The organism is Selenomonas ruminantium AC2024 (assembly GCF_000687995.1).
Taxonomy (GTDB): domain Bacteria; phylum Bacillota; class Negativicutes; order Selenomonadales; family Selenomonadaceae; genus Selenomonas_A; species Selenomonas_A ruminantium_B.
Map to the genome: position 1 here is coordinate 2,544,517 of NZ_JIAC01000001.1, position 15,857 is coordinate 2,560,373.

Sequence of the window (15,857 nt, forward strand, 5' to 3'; positions counted from 1 at the left end):
TTCTATCAACGCTTGCGGGCAGGCTCTACATTCACCTTATAGCCCTTCACCGTATTGCGGTGCATCGTGTTCATAACCCGTTCTGCCACATCTTCCGGCACTTCCACAAAGGTGAACTTGTCGTAGATGTTGATGACTCCGATGGTAGCCCCCGGAATGTCCGCTTCGTCAGCAATGGCCCGCACGATATCTGCCGGACGGATTTTCTGGCTGCGGCCGATGTTCAGGAACAGGCGCACCATGCCCGGCGCTCCGCCGGTATCACCAAAGCCGTTATTATCGCTCTTTTCATCCTTAAAGCCTTCCAAGGAAAGTTTCAAAGCCGCAGCGGCAATGTCCACCATATCAAAGCCTTCGGCAGCCACATCCGAAATGATTTCATGGTAATCATCATAATGATTCTGCTGCAGGGTCTTAATCAGACGCTCCTGCACCAAGTCCTTCTGCCGTTCCAGCATATCCGAAGCCGTCGGCAGTTCCTTGCGCTGAATCTTCGTATGCGCTAGCTTCATGATAAGACGCAGCTGACGGTATTCCTTGGGCTCGATAAAGGTCATGGCCACACCCTTGCGGCCGGCACGGCCCGTACGGCCAATGCGATGCACATAGGATTCATGGTCCTGCGGAATATCGTAGTTGATGACATGGGTGATATCGTCAATATCAATGCCGCGGGCCGCCACATCCGTCGCAATCAGAATGTCGATGCGCCCTTCGCGGAAACGCTTCATCACGCGGTCACGCTGAATCTGGGAAAGGTCACCATGGAGGCCGCCGGCAGAATAGCCGCGGGCATCCAGCGATGCCGTCAAATCATCAACAGCACGCTTCGTGCGGCAGAAGATGATGAGCTTGCCGGTTTCTTCCACATCCAGCACCCGGCAGAGGCCTTCAAACTTTTCGCGGGTTTCGTAATAAAGCTGGTCAATCAGAGGAACCGTAAGGTTCTCCTTGGTGATGGTAATGCGCTGCGGATGCTGCATATAGCGGCGGGAGAGCTTTTCAATGGGCGCCGGCATCGTTGCGGAGAACAGCAGAGTCTGCCGGCCATCCGGAATCTGACGGATGATATTTTCAATATCATCAATAAAGCCCATATCGAGCATTTCATCGGCTTCATCCAGCACCAAAGTCTGGACATTGGTAAGGTCTAACGTGCCCCGGTTCAAATGGTCCAACAGACGCCCCGGCGTACCCACTACTGCATGAACACCGCGTTTCAGCGAACGAATCTGACGGTCAATGGCCTGCCCGCCGTAGATGGGCAGTGTACGCACGCGCTTGAACTTGCCGATTTTATTGAGTTCCTCGGCAGTCTGAATGGCCAGTTCCCGGGTCGGCGTCAGAATGAGCGCCTGCACCTTATGGAATTTCTCGGCCATCTTTTCCACCGTCGGAATGCCAAACGCCGCCGTCTTGCCCGTCCCCGTCTGCGCCTGACCAATCACATCATGGCCTTCCAGCGTAAGCGGAATGGTCTGCGCCTGAATGGGGGAAGGTTCCTCAAACCCCATCTCTCTAAGCGCCTGCAGCACCTTACGGCTAAGTTCAATCTCACCAAAGTTTTTAAGTTCCTGTTTCAAAAAGTTCCTCCAAAAATCTATAAATAATAAATGCGGGTTTTTACTCTTTTACCGGCTCGCCCACAACATCATAAGTAAAGCCCTGAAGGACTTTTACCTTGATGACATCACCGGGTTTGCTGATAGTATCTCCCTCAATATAAACCTGACCGTCAACCTCCGGTGCCTCACGGTAAGAGCGTCCTACCGCAATATTGGGCTGTTCCTCATCGCGTCCTTCCACAAGGACTTCGATAACCTTTCCTTCGAAGCTCTGGTTGACTTCCTCGGAAATCTTGCTCTGCACACTCATGAGGTCATGGTATCTTTCCTGCATAACCTCTTCGGAAATCTGATTTTCCATATTGTAAGCCGGCGTATCCTCCTCACGCGAATACGTGAATACACCGACCTTGTCCAGGCGCTGCTCGATAAGGAAGTTGCGCAGAGTCTGATACTGCGCATCCGTTTCGCCGGGGAAGCCCACGATAAAGGTCGAACGGATGGTTACGCCGGGGATGCGTTCCCGCAGCTTCTTAATCAGCGTAATCATCTGTTCCTGGGTGTCCGGGCGGTGCATGGATTTGAGCACGGAGTTATGGGCGTGCTGCAAGGGCAGGTCCACATACTTGCATACCTTGGGTTCCGTCGCATACACATCAATGAGTTCATCCGTAAAGAATTTCGGATAGCAATAGAGTGTGCGCACCCATTTGAGTTTCGGCACCTTAACCACTTCCCGCAGAAGTTCTGCCAAAGCCGGACGTTTATAGATGTCCCGGCCATAGTTGGTGCTGTCCTGCGCGATAAAGACTACTTCCCGCACACCATTTTCCGTGAGTTGTTCCACTTCTGCACAGATATCTTCAATCTTGCGGCTGCGGAACTTGCCGCGAATCTGCGGGATGGCACAGAAGGCGCAACGGTTGTCACAGCCTTCGGCAATCTTCACATAAGCGGTATAATCCGGAGTGGTGCGGATGCGGGGAGTCTTGGCATCATAGAGTGTGTCATCTTCCCCAGCCAGTACCACACGATGGCCTTTGAGCGTTTCTTCCACCGCTTCCATAATACGGCCCCAGGCACCGGTACCCAAAATGGCATCGGCTTCCGGCAGTTCGTCCAACAGTTCCTGCTTGTAGCGCTGACCTAAGCACCCTGCCACAATCAGACTGCGGCAACGGCCGGATTCCTTGTAGTCCGCCATATTCAGCACCGTGGTAATGGACTCTTCCTTGGCCGACTGAATAAAGGCGCACGTGTTGACAATCAAAATATCGGCTTCCGCCGGGTTATTGGTCAGTTCAATGCCGTGGTTCTTGAGTTCCCCCAGCATGATTTCCGTATCCACCAGATTCTTGGAACAGCCAAGACTGATAAAACCTGCTTTCACAAAAAGACCTCCTGTAAATACACGCTATGAATTACGAAAGAGGATACAGCCTGCATGTACAGACAGCACCCTCTGCATATCACACAACACAATCTAAAATAAATTACTTAAAGCGGACTTCCTTGACCCAACGGTCCAGAAAATCATGACGCTGCTGGTCCGTGAAGTTCACCGGCTGGTCAAAGAGCAGCATATTCTTTCCCGCAAAGGACTTGTAGGCCAGTGTACCGGGATTGGTAGGTACAAAGTAGAACTCCTGCTTCTGCAGAGCCTGCTGGGCTTCATCCGACAGGAGCCAGTCTGCAAATTCCTTAGCCGTTGCAGCGTCCGCAGGAATTGCCTTGTAGGCAATTCCCGTACCGGTTATCATGGCCGCTGTGCCATCAGCAGGATAGACAATTTTCAAGGGATAGCCCCCCTGCATATAGCGGATAGCCTCGCTTTCCACGGCAATGGCCACATCCACTTCGCCCATGCCCGCCTGACGGACAGGATTGGACAGATACCGGGCATACTGCACCACCTTGGGGTGTATCTGCCTCCAGATATCATAAGTAGCTGCATCGCCGAACTGCGCCACCATGCTCATAAAGAGATTAGCTGACGCGTCAGCCGCCAAAAAGTCCGTAATGCCAATGCGCACCTGAGGCTGAGCCGCCAGTTCCTTCCACGTATCCGGCACCAAGGGCAGGGTCAAAAGGTAATCCTTGTTCATGCAGAACACGATTGGGTCATACCAGACACCGACCCAATAACCGTCACGCTGCCGAAAATTCTCCGGCACCTGATCGCCGGCCTCCGAAAGATAAGGCGTAAAATAACCGGCCACCGCGGCCTTATTTAGCGTATCCTTATCCGCCAGTACCATGGAAGCTGCGCCCTCATCCCCGGCTTCTGCCTGAGCCTGCAAGCGCTTTATGATTTCCCCGGATGATAACGGCACGAAGTTTACCCGCACGTTGTGGGATTGCTCATAAGCATTGGTCAGAATCGACGCATGCTCCGCAGGCAATGTGGTATAGACCACAATCTCCCGCAAAGGCCGGTTCCTGTCATCATGCCGTGCTCCGGCAAAATATGCAGAACCTGCCACAACCAGAATAAACAACAAAAAAGCCGTCAGCAGCAGGGATGTATACCTTCTCATCAAACGATACCTCGCTCACAACTTCAATCATTTCCTATTCTATCATAAGAAATGAAGTGTCGCAATAGATTTCAGCTCTCTTATTCGTAGCGAAAGACGGAGGGAATGGGCGGCAATAACTTTCGTCTGCTTATGCAGGCTTGCCTAACGCGACCGAAAGCCATTGCCGCCCCTTCCCTCCTCAGTTTTTACCTAGACTTGACGCCACGATATCACTGACATTCTATAACACATAAGAGCCGAGAGGACAGATGATGTTTTTCCGATGCGTTAGGCAAGCCTGCATAAGCAAAGGAAAAATATTATCTGTCCTCTCGGCGGCTTTAGCATATCGATGTAATGTACGCAATAAGCCCGCGGAGCTGGTGATGTTTTTCCGTAGCTTTTGACAAACTTGTCTATGGCGAAGGAAAAATATTACCAGCCCCACGGGCGTCTTATAGCCTAGATGTTAACCCATCTTATTCTTCATCCGCATTCGGATCCTTAATCGGCACTCCAAATACGAGATTATCCAAAAGTCCAATCAGCTGATTGATTTCCGGCTTAGCAATCTGTCCGGAAGCACCCAGCTGTTCACCTTTGATGCGCATCTCTTCACTGATTAGGGATGAGAACAGTACCAACGGCACGGCGTTGAGGTTTTCATCCTCACGCACCAGTTTCAGCAGGCGATGACCATCCATCTTGGGCATTTCCACGTCGGAGATGATAACCCGCACATGGTCTTCGATTTTGCCAGGTTTCTGGGCAAGCGTCTGCAGATAATCCCAGGCATCCTGACCATTGCCGAAATCACGGACATAACGGTAGCCGGATTCATGCAGCGTCGTAACCAAGAGGTCACGCAGCATCGGCGAATCTTCTGCTACAACTACATGGACATCGGAACGTTTGCTCTTAACATCCTCGGTAGCTTCTTCGTAAGTCGTCAGCTTGGCATTGATTTCCGGATTGATTTCCGCAATGATGGTCTCAAAGTCAATCAGAAGCACAATGCGGTCTTCCATCTTGATGATACCAACCACGCGGGACTGGTCGCCAACTTCCGGAGCCGGCTCCATATCCTTCCAGGAAATACGATGAATGCGGGAAACATTTTCCACCAGGAAACCGATATTGTAGTTATTGATTTCCGTAACAATGACATTGCGGGGTTCTGCCTTGGACTGCACATTTAAACACCGCGGCAGATTTACCAGCGGAATTGCCTTGCCGCGCAGGGTGAACAGGCCATCGATATAGGGATGAGCCTGCGGCATTGCCGTCACCGGCGGACAGGTAATTACTTCGCGTACCTTTGCCACGTTGATGCCATAGTTAACTTGTCCAATGCTGAATTCCACAATTTCAAACTCATTCGTGCCGGTCTCCAGCAAGATTCCTTTCTTGTCTCCAGTCGTTTCTGCTGCCATCTACTTCGCCCCCATCTATTTTATATCCCATTCGAATTTCATCTCTAGCTTTCTTATTCGCCCTTTGGGTGCAAATTCCTTCAATCCTTGAAAAAATTTGCATGAATTTGCTTAATTTTCTTTGAGATAGGTCCAACCGTCTTCTTCGACAATGCGATTTTCCCGCAGGAGATGGCCCAAAGCCCGCTTGAAGGCGGCCTTGGAAATGCCGAACTTATCGCGGATGACCTCGGGCGAGGACTCGTCACTATAAGGCATTTTGCCATTGCGATTCTGCAAGAGCTCCATAATCTTTTCCGCATCGGTAATGAGTGCCTTTTCCTTGCTCTCCTTCAAGGAAGCATTGAGACGGCCATCATCGCGGATGTAGGTAACGCGGGCCGTAACCACTTCGCCAACCCTTGGACGGGCCTGCGGATTCATTTCCTTGTTGGCGATAAAGACGATATAGCGCTCCTCACTGAACAAGAACGCGCCGGCATCGGTGTAGTTATAGATGGCGCCTTTGACCATCTGTCCCTTTTTCACACCTTTGGCTGGCTGCGAAGCCCGGCGCATTTCATCCTCTACTTCCATGGTGACGGCCAAACGGCCGGATTTATCGGTGTAGAGTTTTGCCCAGACCACTTCCCCAATCTGGGGACGACCGCGCATGCCGGCATAGGGCATGAAGATGCCACGCTCAGCTCCGACATCCACGAAAGCACCATCGCGGCTCACGTTGATGACCTTGAGGCGGGCAATCTGACCTTCGCGCATTTTGGGCACCCGCATGCTGGCGGTCAGTTTGCGTTTGGGGTCAAGATAGAGGAACACTTCCACTTCATCACCGATATTCACCGGATGGGTCTGCTGATTCTTATGCAGGAGAATATCGTCATTGGTGTTGCCGGTTTCCGCATCGAGGAAGGCCCCCAACTCCGACTCACGCACCACCTTCAAAGTTGCTACCGTGCTGGGGCCGTATTTTCTTTTACGCTGTTCTTCCATAAACGCCTCAATCAGTCTTCGTAAACGGACAGCTTAGCATCGCCCCAAAGCTGTTCTAATGCGTAGTACTCACGGGCTTCCTGCATGAAAACATGGGCAACTACATCACCGTAATCGAGCAATACCCATTCGCCTTCGCGGTAGCCTTCCTTATGGAAGAAGTCCACGCCAGCTTCCTGCAACTGTTCTTCAATGCTGTCGGCAATAGCCCGCACCTGAGTTGCCGTGTTGGCAGAGCAGACAACAAAGTAATCCGTGGACGGGGACAATTCCCGCATATCCATCACCACAATATCTCTGGCTTTCTTATCGCTGGCTGCTTTGCAAACTGCCTGGCTCATTTCTTCAATGGTCATCTTGAATCCTCCTAGAATCTATAAAAACAACATTATTTTTCTTCACTTGGTCCCTCTGCCGGGAAAAGTTCCTGTATCCGCTGGGCTGCCGCGGCATCATCCAGCACCCAGATAGAGGGGTCATCCGCTGCCGGTGCACCGGGCAGGATAATACTCTCTGGTGGCACACTGCTCAAATGCCGCAGAGTATTGGCCAGATACACGGAGTCAAAAATCTCCGCGCTGGTTTCCACCCGCTGCTTGATAATCTCCGCAATGGTCGGCAGCTTCGTCAGGGTTCTGAGCTGCAAGAGATTCTGATAAAGCGCCTTACAGAACCGCTGCTGCCGCTGCATGCGGCCCAAGTCATCCAAATCATCACTGCGATACCGCAGGTACTGCTGGGCCTGCTTGCCATTCAGATGTTGATAGCCCTGGGGAAGATGGATGGAGATGTTGCCTTCTGCATCATCGTAGTTCATATCCTCTTCCACATAGATATCCACGCCATCAATGGCATCGATAAGCTCACTGAACACCGCCATATCCAGCACAATGTACTGATGAATGGAAATGCCCAAAAGATTATTGACCTGACGTGTCAGCATGGGAGCCCCCCCCATGGCATAAAGGTATTTTATTTTTGTCTGCTCCTGGCTGCCGGTGACATTCACCCAGGTATCCTGTGGGATATGAATAAAGCGCAGCCTGCCGGTATTGTTTTCAAAACTGGCCACCACGATGCCGTCCGCTTTTTTCTCGGTACTGCCATCAATATCCACACCTTCATCCAGCCCCACAATCAGCACATTGGTATAGCCGTCAAACCGCGGGTCAATGGTGCCCCGCCGCATCTGCTGGCGCTGGGTGTAGCCTTCATACATGGTCTGATACTCCTGATTGAGTTTGGAGCCCAAAGACACCAAAGCGTAACCAGCAAAGAGTACGCCGGTGACGATTACGCCCAGGAACAAGAGGAGAATCAACAGCCTGAGCCTCGCCCGCCGCCTTCTTTGGGCCAAGAGCTTGCGTTTATGTTTTATATTTTGCTGGGTGACATTTATCTTGTCCATCAGCCTGACCTTCTATCTATTAAGCAGTATTTCATTTCTGGCAATGACCGTATCGGGATGAATCAGTCCGCCCTTTTGGAGCACAAAGGCAATGGACTTGGTAAGGCCCGCCAGCATCATCTCATCCAGGCTGGCAGTCCGCGAAAGTTCCCGCAGTTTCTCAACGCCGGGATAATCCCGCTGTGGCTCAATCATATCCGCGAACCAGATGATTTTATCCAGCTCCGTCATCTGCGCCCCGCCCACGGTATGCCGCCAGATGGCCTGCTCCACCGCCTTGTCATTGACGCCGTATTTTTCCACCACCAGATGGGCACCTACATAGGCATGAAGCAACAGGGGCATCTGCTTTTCCACTGGCTCCACTGCAATCTGCCGCTTTTCTGCTTCCTGAATCAAATCCTCATTGGGAAATTCCCGGGCACAGTCGTGGAGAAGTCCTGCCACCTGCGCCTGCTCCCTATCGATGCCGAAACGTTCCGCCAGAAACACCGCCGTCTCCGCTACGCCCACAGAGTGCTGATAGCGGGATGGCTTCAGGCTCTTTGCCAAAAGCTCCCGCATTTCCTCGTATTTCATGGCAAAACTCATTTGTATAAACCTTCTTTTTCGATGTAATCAGCTACATTTTCTGGTACTAAATAGCGGATGGAACGGCCTGCTGCCACCCGCTCCCGAATCTGCGTGGAGGAAATTTCCATCAGCGGCACCTGCAGTTCATGGATATGACTTCTGAGTTCAGGGCCAAAATAGTCCAACAGCAATTTCTCATCAAAGGGAATCTCCGGCCGGGTGGTGCCAATAAACTGACAGGCTCCCACCAATTCCCGGGGATGATTCCAGGTTGGCAGGTCGTTAATGGAATCTGAACCGGTAATAAAGTAAAGCTCAGCATCTTCCCCCAGCTTATGCTGCATCTCCTGCACCATAAGCCAGGAATAAGACGGCCCCTTGCGCTCCATCTCCAGCAAGTCCAGACAAAAACAGGGATTAGCCGCAATGGCCAGCTCCACCATTTTTATCCGCTGCTCTGCTGAAGCGATTTTCCGTCCCAGCTTGTGCGGTGGCTGCGCCGCAGGAATGAAGCGTACTTCGTCCAACTTAAAAGCCTCCCGGGATTCTTCCGCAATATGCAAATGAGCCAGATGAATGGGGTCAAATGTGCCCCCCATCAGCCCTATTCGCTTTTTCATCACCGGATTCCTCCCCACATATAAAGCAACAGATAAACTGCCGCTATTGTCAGAACGATAAGCAATACTGCCCAGGCATAGTCCTTACTGTCATGTGCCCCTTTGGGGGTAGACAGATACTGACGCATAGCTCGGTAGTAACCCTGCAAATGAAACATCAGCGAATCTGCCCCTCACCCATGATGAGATACTTGGAGCTTGTGAGCTCCATAAGCCCCATGGGCCCACGAGCATGAAGTTTCTGCGTGCTGATGCCGATTTCCGCGCCAAAGCCGAACTCAAAACCGTCCGTAAAGCGGGTCGAAGCATTGACATATACTGCCGCTGCATCCACTTCCTTCTGGAAGCGCGCCGCGTTCACGAGGTCACGCGTCACAATCGTTTCCGAATGGCCGGTGTTGTAGCGGTTGATATGTTCTATCGCTGCCGCTGTATCATCTACTACCTTGACGGACAGAATCAAATCACCATATTCCGTGCTCCAGTCAATTTCTTCTGCCGTCTGCATTTCCGGGCAGATGGCGCGCGCCTTATCACAGCCACGCAGTTTCACCTTTTTCGCCGCCATGCCTTCATAAAGCATCGGCAAGAATTTTTCAGCTACATTCTTATGTACGAGCAGGGTTTCCATGGCATTGCAGACCGACGGACGGCTGGTCTTGGCATTAATGGCAATATCGAGTGCCATCTGTAAATCCGCACTTTCGTCCACATAGGTATGGCAGACGCCGGTGCCGGTTTCAATAACAGGTACCGAGCTGTCCTCCACCACCCGCTTGATCAGCCCTGCGCCGCCGCGGGGGATGATGACGTCCAACAGACCGGTCAAATGCGTCATAACGCCCACAGCTTCCCTATCCGTAAAGTCGATAAACTGAATTGCCCCTTCGGGGATACCATGCTTATAGGCTTCTTCGGCCAAGAGTGAACTGATGGCAATATTCGAGCGAATGGCCTCACTGCCGCCGCGCAAGAGCACGGCATTGCCGGATTTCAGGCAGAGCGCCAGAGCATCTGCCGTAACATTGGGGCGGGCTTCATAGATAATGCCCACCACGCCTAACGGCACCCGCACGCGGCGGATTTCCAGCCCATTAGGCCGTACGGTTGAATAATCGCCCTGACCGATGGGGTCAGGCAGAGCCGCCGTCTGCCGCAGGCCTTCAGCCATGCCAGCAATGCGGTTTTCATCGAGCAGCAGGCGGTCCAGATAAGAACGCTTGACGCCCTTTTGCCGGGCTTCTTCCAAGTCCTGCGCATTGGCTGCCAAAATCATGCTGCTGCGCTGTTCTAAGGCATGGGCCATCGCCAGCAAAGCTTCATTCTTCACCTTGGTCGAAAGCGTGCCCAGCTTGTAGGATGCAGCTTTTGCCGCTTCTGCCTTTTTGCGTACTTCTGCCTGAATATCCAATCCGATTCCTCCCCATCAAAAATCAGTCCATTACCAGACCATCACACCATTAACACCATATTATCGCGGTGAATGACCTCTGTGGGCACATCACCGGTTAAAATCCTGGCAATCTCGTCCGTCTGCCGGCCGAGAATCTTTTGCAAATCGTCCGCTGAGAAATTGACAATACCGCGAGCGATTTCCTGCTGGGATGCCGTGAGCACCCGCACGGTACTGCCGGCGGCAAATTCGCCATCACAGGCGGTAACACCTGCCGGCAGGATACTGGCCCCCTGCTCGCGCATGGCTTTAGCACAGCCTGCATCCACGACGATTTCACCCGCCAGACGCTTGCCAAAGGCCAGCCATGACTTGCGCACCCTGAGATGCGATTCCCGTGCGGGGAACACGGTGCCGATATTTTGACCGGTCAAAATATCCCGCAGTACATTTTCCCGCGAGCCGGAGGCAATGACCATTGTCACACCGGCACTCATGGCAATCTGCGCCGCCTGAATCTTGGTCATCATGCCGCCCGTGCCCAGCTTGGAACCGGCACCGCCGGCAATCGCTTCAACCTCGGGCGTAATTTCGGGAATTTCGGCGATAAGCTCGGCTTCCGGATTGGTTGCCGGATTAGCCGTGTAAAGTCCCTCAATATCCGACAGGATAATCAGGGCATCGGCATCCACCAAGGTCGCCACCATAGCCGAAAGGTTATCGTTATCGCCAATCTTGATTTCATCTACCGCTACCGCGTCATTTTCATTGATGACGGGAATAGCACCCATGGAAAGCTGGGCCAACAGGGAATTACGGGAATGGATGTACTGATGGTGCTGAACGGAATTTTCCTTGGTGAGCAGCACCTGTCCCATAACCTGTCCGTATTCGGCAAAAAGTTTCTCATAGATATGCATGAGTACGCCCTGTCCGATGGCTGCTACCGCCTGCTTCTCCGGAATGGAATCCGGCTTTTGGGCAAGGCCGAGTTTCCCCAGGCCTGCGGCAATGGCGCCCGAAGACACGAGAATCATTTCCTTGCCCTGATTTTTGAGGTCAGCGATTTCCCGCAAGAGCAGGTCAATGCGGTGCAGATTCAGTTTTCCCGTTTCATGGGTCAGGGTACTCGTGCCCACCTTGACCACAATGCGCTTGGCTTCACGCAAACGCTCTCTGGCAGTTCCCATGTTCTTCCCTCCGCTCAAGTTTGGTTACGGCAGTTCGATTTTCGGCTTATCGTAGTTGCGCTTAAACAGCAGACCATTGCGGCCGATAATCTGCACGAGATTTACATCCGCACGTTCAGCCAGCATGGTGATGGCATCTTCCGGTTCTTCCATGCAGTTCTGCAATACACGTACCTTGATGAGTTCGCGCTTCTTGATGGCTTCCTGCGCAGCCTGCACAACAGTCGGCGTCACACCTTCCTTACCCATCATGACCACGGGTTCCAACTTCTGCCCCATGGAACGCAAAAAGCTTTTCTGCTTGCCTGTCAATGAATTTCTTAACAAATTTATTCCTCCGTAAATCCTTACTTAATCGCGGAATTCAAATTCCATTTCGCCGATATGGATGGTGTCGCCCTCTTTGGCGCCCTTTTCCCGCAGCTTTTCATCGAGATTCTTGATGCGCCAGATGTATTGGAAGCGGCGCACAGCTTCATCGTTGAGGAAGTTGGTCATCTTCACGAGCTTTTCGATATTCTGACCGGATACCACAAGTTCACCGCTGATGTTGCGAGAAATGGTAATCTTATCCGGATCTTCCTCGTTCTCGTCATAGACCACAACTTCGTCTTCCGTCTCCGGCTCCTCAACATAGTTGTCGAGCCACTCACCGGTATAGTCGATAAGTTCCTGCACGCCTTCGCGGGTAGCGGCGGAAATGGCAAAGAACTTCATGCCGTTTTCCTCCGCCAATTTCTGCAGGCGCGGCAGATTTTCCTGCGCTTCCGGCAGGTCGATTTTATTGGCCACGAGCACCTGCGTGCGGCGGGCAATCTTTTCGCTGTACTTCTTGAGCTCCGCATTGATTTTGTAATAATCGTCAATGGGGTCACGGCCTTCAAGGCCCGAAGCGTCCACGATATGCAGAATCAGCTTCGTGCGCTCCACATGGCGCAGGAAGTCATGACCGAGGCCCACACCGTCAGCCGCACCTTCGATAAGGCCCGGAATATCGGCCATGACAAAGCTCTTTTCGTAGTCTGTCTTGACCACACCAAGCACCGGCGTAATCGTTGTAAAGTGATACTCCGCAATCTCGGGGCGCGCCGCCGAGCAGCTGGCCACCAGACTCGACTTACCCACACTCGGATAACCGACCAGCCCCACATCAGCGAGCAGCTTCAATTCCAAAATCAGATTCTTGGCTTCACCCGGTTCACCGAATTCCGCAAAGGTCGGCGTGCGGTTGGCGGAGTTCGCAAACTTCGCATTGCCGCGGCCGCCACGGCCGCCCTTGCAGACCACAGCCTCCTGACCAATTTCCGTAAGGTCAGCCAAAACTTTGCCTGTAGCCTCGTCCTTCACAATCGTTCCGGGCGGTACCTTGACATAGCAAGCCGGTGCATTGGCGCCATACTGATTCTTGATATCGCCATTCTCGCCGTTCTTCGCCGTAAACTTCCGATGAAAACGGAAATCCAGCAGGGTATTCATATTCTGGTCAACGACAAAAATCACATCGCCGCCCCGGCCACCATCGCCACCAGACGGCCCGCCTTTCGGCACAAACTTTTCCCGGCGGAAAGCAGACTTCCCATGCCCGCCATCGCCCGCTTTAACAATTACACGGGTTCTATCTATAAACTGCATATTTCCTCCACATCAAAACCATAAAACCACTGTATATCGTTGCTCTGCGCCCAAGGATGGGCGCTGGTGGACGTAAATCACGTGATGTGATTTCAGTCCACGTTTTCTTTTGTAACTTTTCTTTGCGCCAAAGAAAAGTTAGGGAACGTCGCCCCTTATAATGAATAAAGGCAAGAGCCGGCATTGCGTTCAATACCGGCTCTTGCCTTTATGCACTACAACGCAACCTAACGCCGTTCCTTATAAACAAATACCTGCGCCGAAAAGCGCAGGTATCCGTTATATGTCTTACATAGCTTCTTCAGCCGTATAAACGCTGACCTGACGCTGGTAGCGGCCTTTGCGCTCGAAAGCAACCTTGCCGGCAACCTTTGCGAACAGGGTATCATCCTTACCGATACCAACATTGTGGCCCGGATGGAAGTGCGTGCCGCGCTGACGAACCAAAATGCTGCCAGCGGTTACAACCGTACCAGCCTGCTCCTTAACGCCGAGACGCTTGGAATGGCTGTCACGACCGTTACGCGTGGAGCTAACACCCTTTTTATGTGCGAACAACTGCAAATCAAAAGTAAACATCGAATTCACCTCCGCTGTTCTTGAATTCGTACACCTTCCGGACTGAGCTTAGCAATCTCCATCAGTCCTAGAAGCATCGTTTGTAAAATCGCTTCGGTCAGTTCATCAGGAGCCCCTTTGAGCTGCATTTTGAGCTTTCCACTCGCTACGGAATAATCCATGTCGCGATGCAGATGCTCACCCAGTCCCAAAAGCGCCGTCTGCGTAAGGGACGAAACCCCGGCACAGACAATGTCCTGACCATGCGCCGCCGTGCCGCTATGGCCGGCAACTTCAAAGCCAACAATGCGACCCGTTGACTCCTTAAAGATTCTCACCTTAATCATGGATTAAGCTTCGATCTTTTCGATAACAACCTTCGTGAACGGCTGACGATGACCCTGACGTTTACGGTAGTTGCTCTTAGCCTTGTACTTGAAGACCAGAATCTTCTTGTCCTTGCCCTGAGCTTCAACCTTGCCCGTTACTTTGGCACCTTCAACAACCGGCTTGCCAACTTTGACATCACCATCGTTTACTACCGTCAGAACTTCGTCAAACACTACAGCTTCGCCTTCAGCAGCGGAGAGCTTCTCCACCATGATTACATCACCTTCAGCGACCTTGTACTGCTTGCCACCAGTTTTGATAATTGCGTACATGAAAACACCTCCCTATAGATTACTCGCCAACTACGGCACTGCCACAAGGCAGATTTTACAGCCTCGCTGTGCGGTTGGGGATGGGTTATAAAACCCAAATCAGACGCACTGCATGCGTCTACAGTTAGTAATAGTAACATAGGCCTAAGGCCTTGTCAAGAAAAATAATTGCATTATCTTCTCCTATGTTCGTATAGGAAAATCCTATCTATTATATTGTGCAAAGTGACATTGAGATTTTCCCGTTTTTTCGTTATAATGTACAAGTGTATAGAATAAGTAACGTTTAGGAGGAATTATCATGATTAGTCCATATACCGCAGGTGCGTTAGTATTGGTTGCTCTGATTGTTTTCGGCCCCAGCAAGCTGCCGGAAATTGGCAAAGCTCTGGGCAAGGGCATCAAGGAATTCAAATCCGGTGTTGTCGATGAAGCTAAGAAGCCGGAAGATACGCAGATGATGAACGTAACGGAACAGCCCAAAGAACTGCCCAAGGCTGAAGACCAGACGAAACAGTAAGCCGGTGGCATAAATGGCAGAAGAACAAAAATACGAAGAAATCGAGGCGCCCAAGCAGATTGGCGCCCCGGCAGATGCCGAAGTGGTCTTAGACGATGGCAGCATGTCCCTGATTGCCCATCTGACCGAGCTTAGAAGCCGCCTGATTAAATGTCTGGTAGCTACGGCGCTTGGAAGCTGTGTGGGCTATTTTTTCATTCAGGATATCATGCACTATCTGACCCTGCCGGCGGGCAAACTCTATTACATGCAGCCCGCTGAAGCATTCTTTACCTATTTAAAGGTAGCCTGCGTGGCCGGTTTCCTTCTGGCACTGCCCATTATCTTTTGGCAGGTCTGGCGTTTTTTCCTGCCCGCCCTGACATCGAGGGAACGTATGGTGCTTGGTATTGTGGTGCCGGCATCCGTCGTTCTTTTTTTCTGTGGACTGGCCTTTTCCTTTTTCCTGGTGCTGCCAGCGGGTATCAAATTCTTCCTGGGCTTCGGCAATGCAGAGCTGGAAGCGCTGCTGTCGGTGAACAAATACTTTGACTTTGTCATCATGTTTGTCCTGCCCTTTGGCTTTATCTTTGAACTGCCGTTGGTCATGACCATTATGGGCAAGATGGGGCTTATCACCTCCGCATTCTTAAAGAAGTATCAGCGGATTATCATCTTCCTGTCCTTCGTCGTCGGCGCGCTCATTACGCCGACCCCGGATGTGTTCACCCAGTCCATGATTGCCCTGCCCATCATCGTACTTTATGAGGTAGGCTATTTCATTGTTCGTTATATTTTACGCAGATAAGAGGAGG

General features: G+C 51.8%; 19 protein-coding genes. 2 read left to right on the forward strand and 17 right to left on the reverse strand.

What is annotated here, in order from left to right; translation table 11 throughout:
- Positions 1-5: 5 nt before the first annotated feature.
- The 17 genes from P157_RS0112085 to rplU all read right to left on the reverse strand — a co-directional run bounded on the left by P157_RS0112085 (position 6) and on the right by rplU (position 14,543).
- Complete coding sequence (locus P157_RS0112085) at positions 6-1,583, reverse strand: DEAD/DEAH box helicase (protein ID WP_026761217.1); 1,578 nt, start codon at positions 1,581-1,583, stop codon at positions 6-8.
- A 40-nt stretch (positions 1,584-1,623) separates the two neighbouring features.
- Positions 1,624-2,955 carry a 30S ribosomal protein S12 methylthiotransferase RimO gene (gene rimO / locus P157_RS0112090; protein ID WP_026761218.1) on the reverse strand — a complete coding sequence of 444 codons (1,332 nt, stop codon included), beginning with the start codon at positions 2,953-2,955 and terminating at the stop codon, positions 1,624-1,626.
- A 103-nt stretch (positions 2,956-3,058) separates the two neighbouring features.
- A complete protein-coding gene (locus tag P157_RS0112095) occupies positions 3,059-4,102 on the reverse strand; it encodes an ABC transporter substrate-binding protein (RefSeq protein WP_026761219.1) in 1,044 nt (347 codons plus the stop codon).
- Between the two features lie 461 nt (positions 4,103-4,563).
- Entirely contained in the window at positions 4,564-5,517 is a 954-nt protein-coding gene (locus P157_RS0112100; protein WP_026761220.1) for a chemotaxis protein, read from the reverse strand.
- Positions 5,518-5,628: 111 nt separating this feature from the next.
- On the reverse strand, positions 5,629-6,507 hold the full coding sequence (locus P157_RS0112105; protein ID WP_026761221.1) for a S1 RNA-binding domain-containing protein: 879 nt from the start codon (positions 6,505-6,507) through the stop codon (positions 5,629-5,631).
- An 11-nt stretch (positions 6,508-6,518) separates the two neighbouring features.
- Positions 6,519-6,863, reverse strand: a complete 345-nt coding sequence (gene rsfS / locus P157_RS0112110; protein ID WP_026761222.1) for a ribosome silencing factor — start codon at positions 6,861-6,863, stop codon at positions 6,519-6,521.
- 32 nt (positions 6,864-6,895) lie between these two features.
- Positions 6,896-7,915: an LCP family protein gene (locus P157_RS0112115; protein ID WP_037356171.1), complete on the reverse strand. Its 1,020-nt coding sequence runs from the start codon at positions 7,913-7,915 to the stop codon at positions 6,896-6,898.
- Between the two features lie 12 nt (positions 7,916-7,927).
- Positions 7,928-8,506 carry a bis(5'-nucleosyl)-tetraphosphatase (symmetrical) YqeK gene (yqeK, locus tag P157_RS0112120; RefSeq protein WP_026761224.1) on the reverse strand — a complete coding sequence of 193 codons (579 nt, stop codon included), beginning with the start codon at positions 8,504-8,506 and terminating at the stop codon, positions 7,928-7,930.
- Positions 8,503-9,108, reverse strand: a complete 606-nt coding sequence (nadD, locus tag P157_RS0112125) for a nicotinate-nucleotide adenylyltransferase (RefSeq protein WP_026761225.1) — start codon at positions 9,106-9,108, stop codon at positions 8,503-8,505. The genes yqeK and nadD overlap by 4 nt, the downstream gene beginning before the upstream one ends.
- On the reverse strand, positions 9,108-9,266 hold the full coding sequence (locus P157_RS15665; RefSeq protein WP_196243126.1) for a hypothetical protein: 159 nt from the start codon (positions 9,264-9,266) through the stop codon (positions 9,108-9,110). Before P157_RS15665 ends, nadD begins: the two co-directional genes overlap by 1 nt.
- The gene (locus P157_RS0112135; protein ID WP_026761226.1) at positions 9,266-10,519 is read right to left on the reverse strand and encodes a glutamate-5-semialdehyde dehydrogenase; all 1,254 of its coding nucleotides are present in this window, start codon (positions 10,517-10,519) and stop codon (positions 9,266-9,268) included. The genes P157_RS15665 and P157_RS0112135 overlap by 1 nt, the downstream gene beginning before the upstream one ends.
- A gap of 41 nt (positions 10,520-10,560) precedes the next feature.
- Positions 10,561-11,691: a glutamate 5-kinase gene (gene proB, locus P157_RS0112140; RefSeq protein WP_026761227.1), complete on the reverse strand. Its 1,131-nt coding sequence runs from the start codon at positions 11,689-11,691 to the stop codon at positions 10,561-10,563.
- A 24-nt stretch (positions 11,692-11,715) separates the two neighbouring features.
- Positions 11,716-12,018, reverse strand: a complete 303-nt coding sequence (yhbY, locus tag P157_RS0112145; RefSeq protein WP_026761228.1) for a ribosome assembly RNA-binding protein YhbY — start codon at positions 12,016-12,018, stop codon at positions 11,716-11,718.
- Between the two features lie 24 nt (positions 12,019-12,042).
- Positions 12,043-13,323, reverse strand: a complete 1,281-nt coding sequence (obgE, locus tag P157_RS0112150; protein WP_026761229.1) for a GTPase ObgE — start codon at positions 13,321-13,323, stop codon at positions 12,043-12,045.
- A 288-nt stretch (positions 13,324-13,611) separates the two neighbouring features.
- The gene (gene rpmA / locus P157_RS0112155; RefSeq protein WP_026761230.1) at positions 13,612-13,902 is read right to left on the reverse strand and encodes a 50S ribosomal protein L27; all 291 of its coding nucleotides are present in this window, start codon (positions 13,900-13,902) and stop codon (positions 13,612-13,614) included.
- Between the two features lie 5 nt (positions 13,903-13,907).
- On the reverse strand, positions 13,908-14,228 hold the full coding sequence (locus P157_RS0112160; protein WP_026761231.1) for a ribosomal-processing cysteine protease Prp: 321 nt from the start codon (positions 14,226-14,228) through the stop codon (positions 13,908-13,910).
- A gap of 3 nt (positions 14,229-14,231) precedes the next feature.
- Entirely contained in the window at positions 14,232-14,543 is a 312-nt protein-coding gene (rplU, locus tag P157_RS0112165; protein ID WP_014425460.1) for a 50S ribosomal protein L21, read from the reverse strand.
- Positions 14,544-14,844: 301 nt separating this feature from the next.
- Here rplU and P157_RS0112170 point away from each other — a divergent pair, with 301 nt between their 5' ends.
- Positions 14,845-15,063 carry a Sec-independent protein translocase subunit TatA/TatB gene (locus tag P157_RS0112170; RefSeq protein ID WP_026761232.1) on the forward strand — a complete coding sequence of 73 codons (219 nt, stop codon included), beginning with the start codon at positions 14,845-14,847 and terminating at the stop codon, positions 15,061-15,063.
- A 13-nt stretch (positions 15,064-15,076) separates the two neighbouring features.
- Entirely contained in the window at positions 15,077-15,850 is a 774-nt protein-coding gene (gene tatC / locus P157_RS0112175; protein ID WP_026761233.1) for a twin-arginine translocase subunit TatC, read from the forward strand.
- Positions 15,851-15,857: the final 7 nt, after the last annotated feature.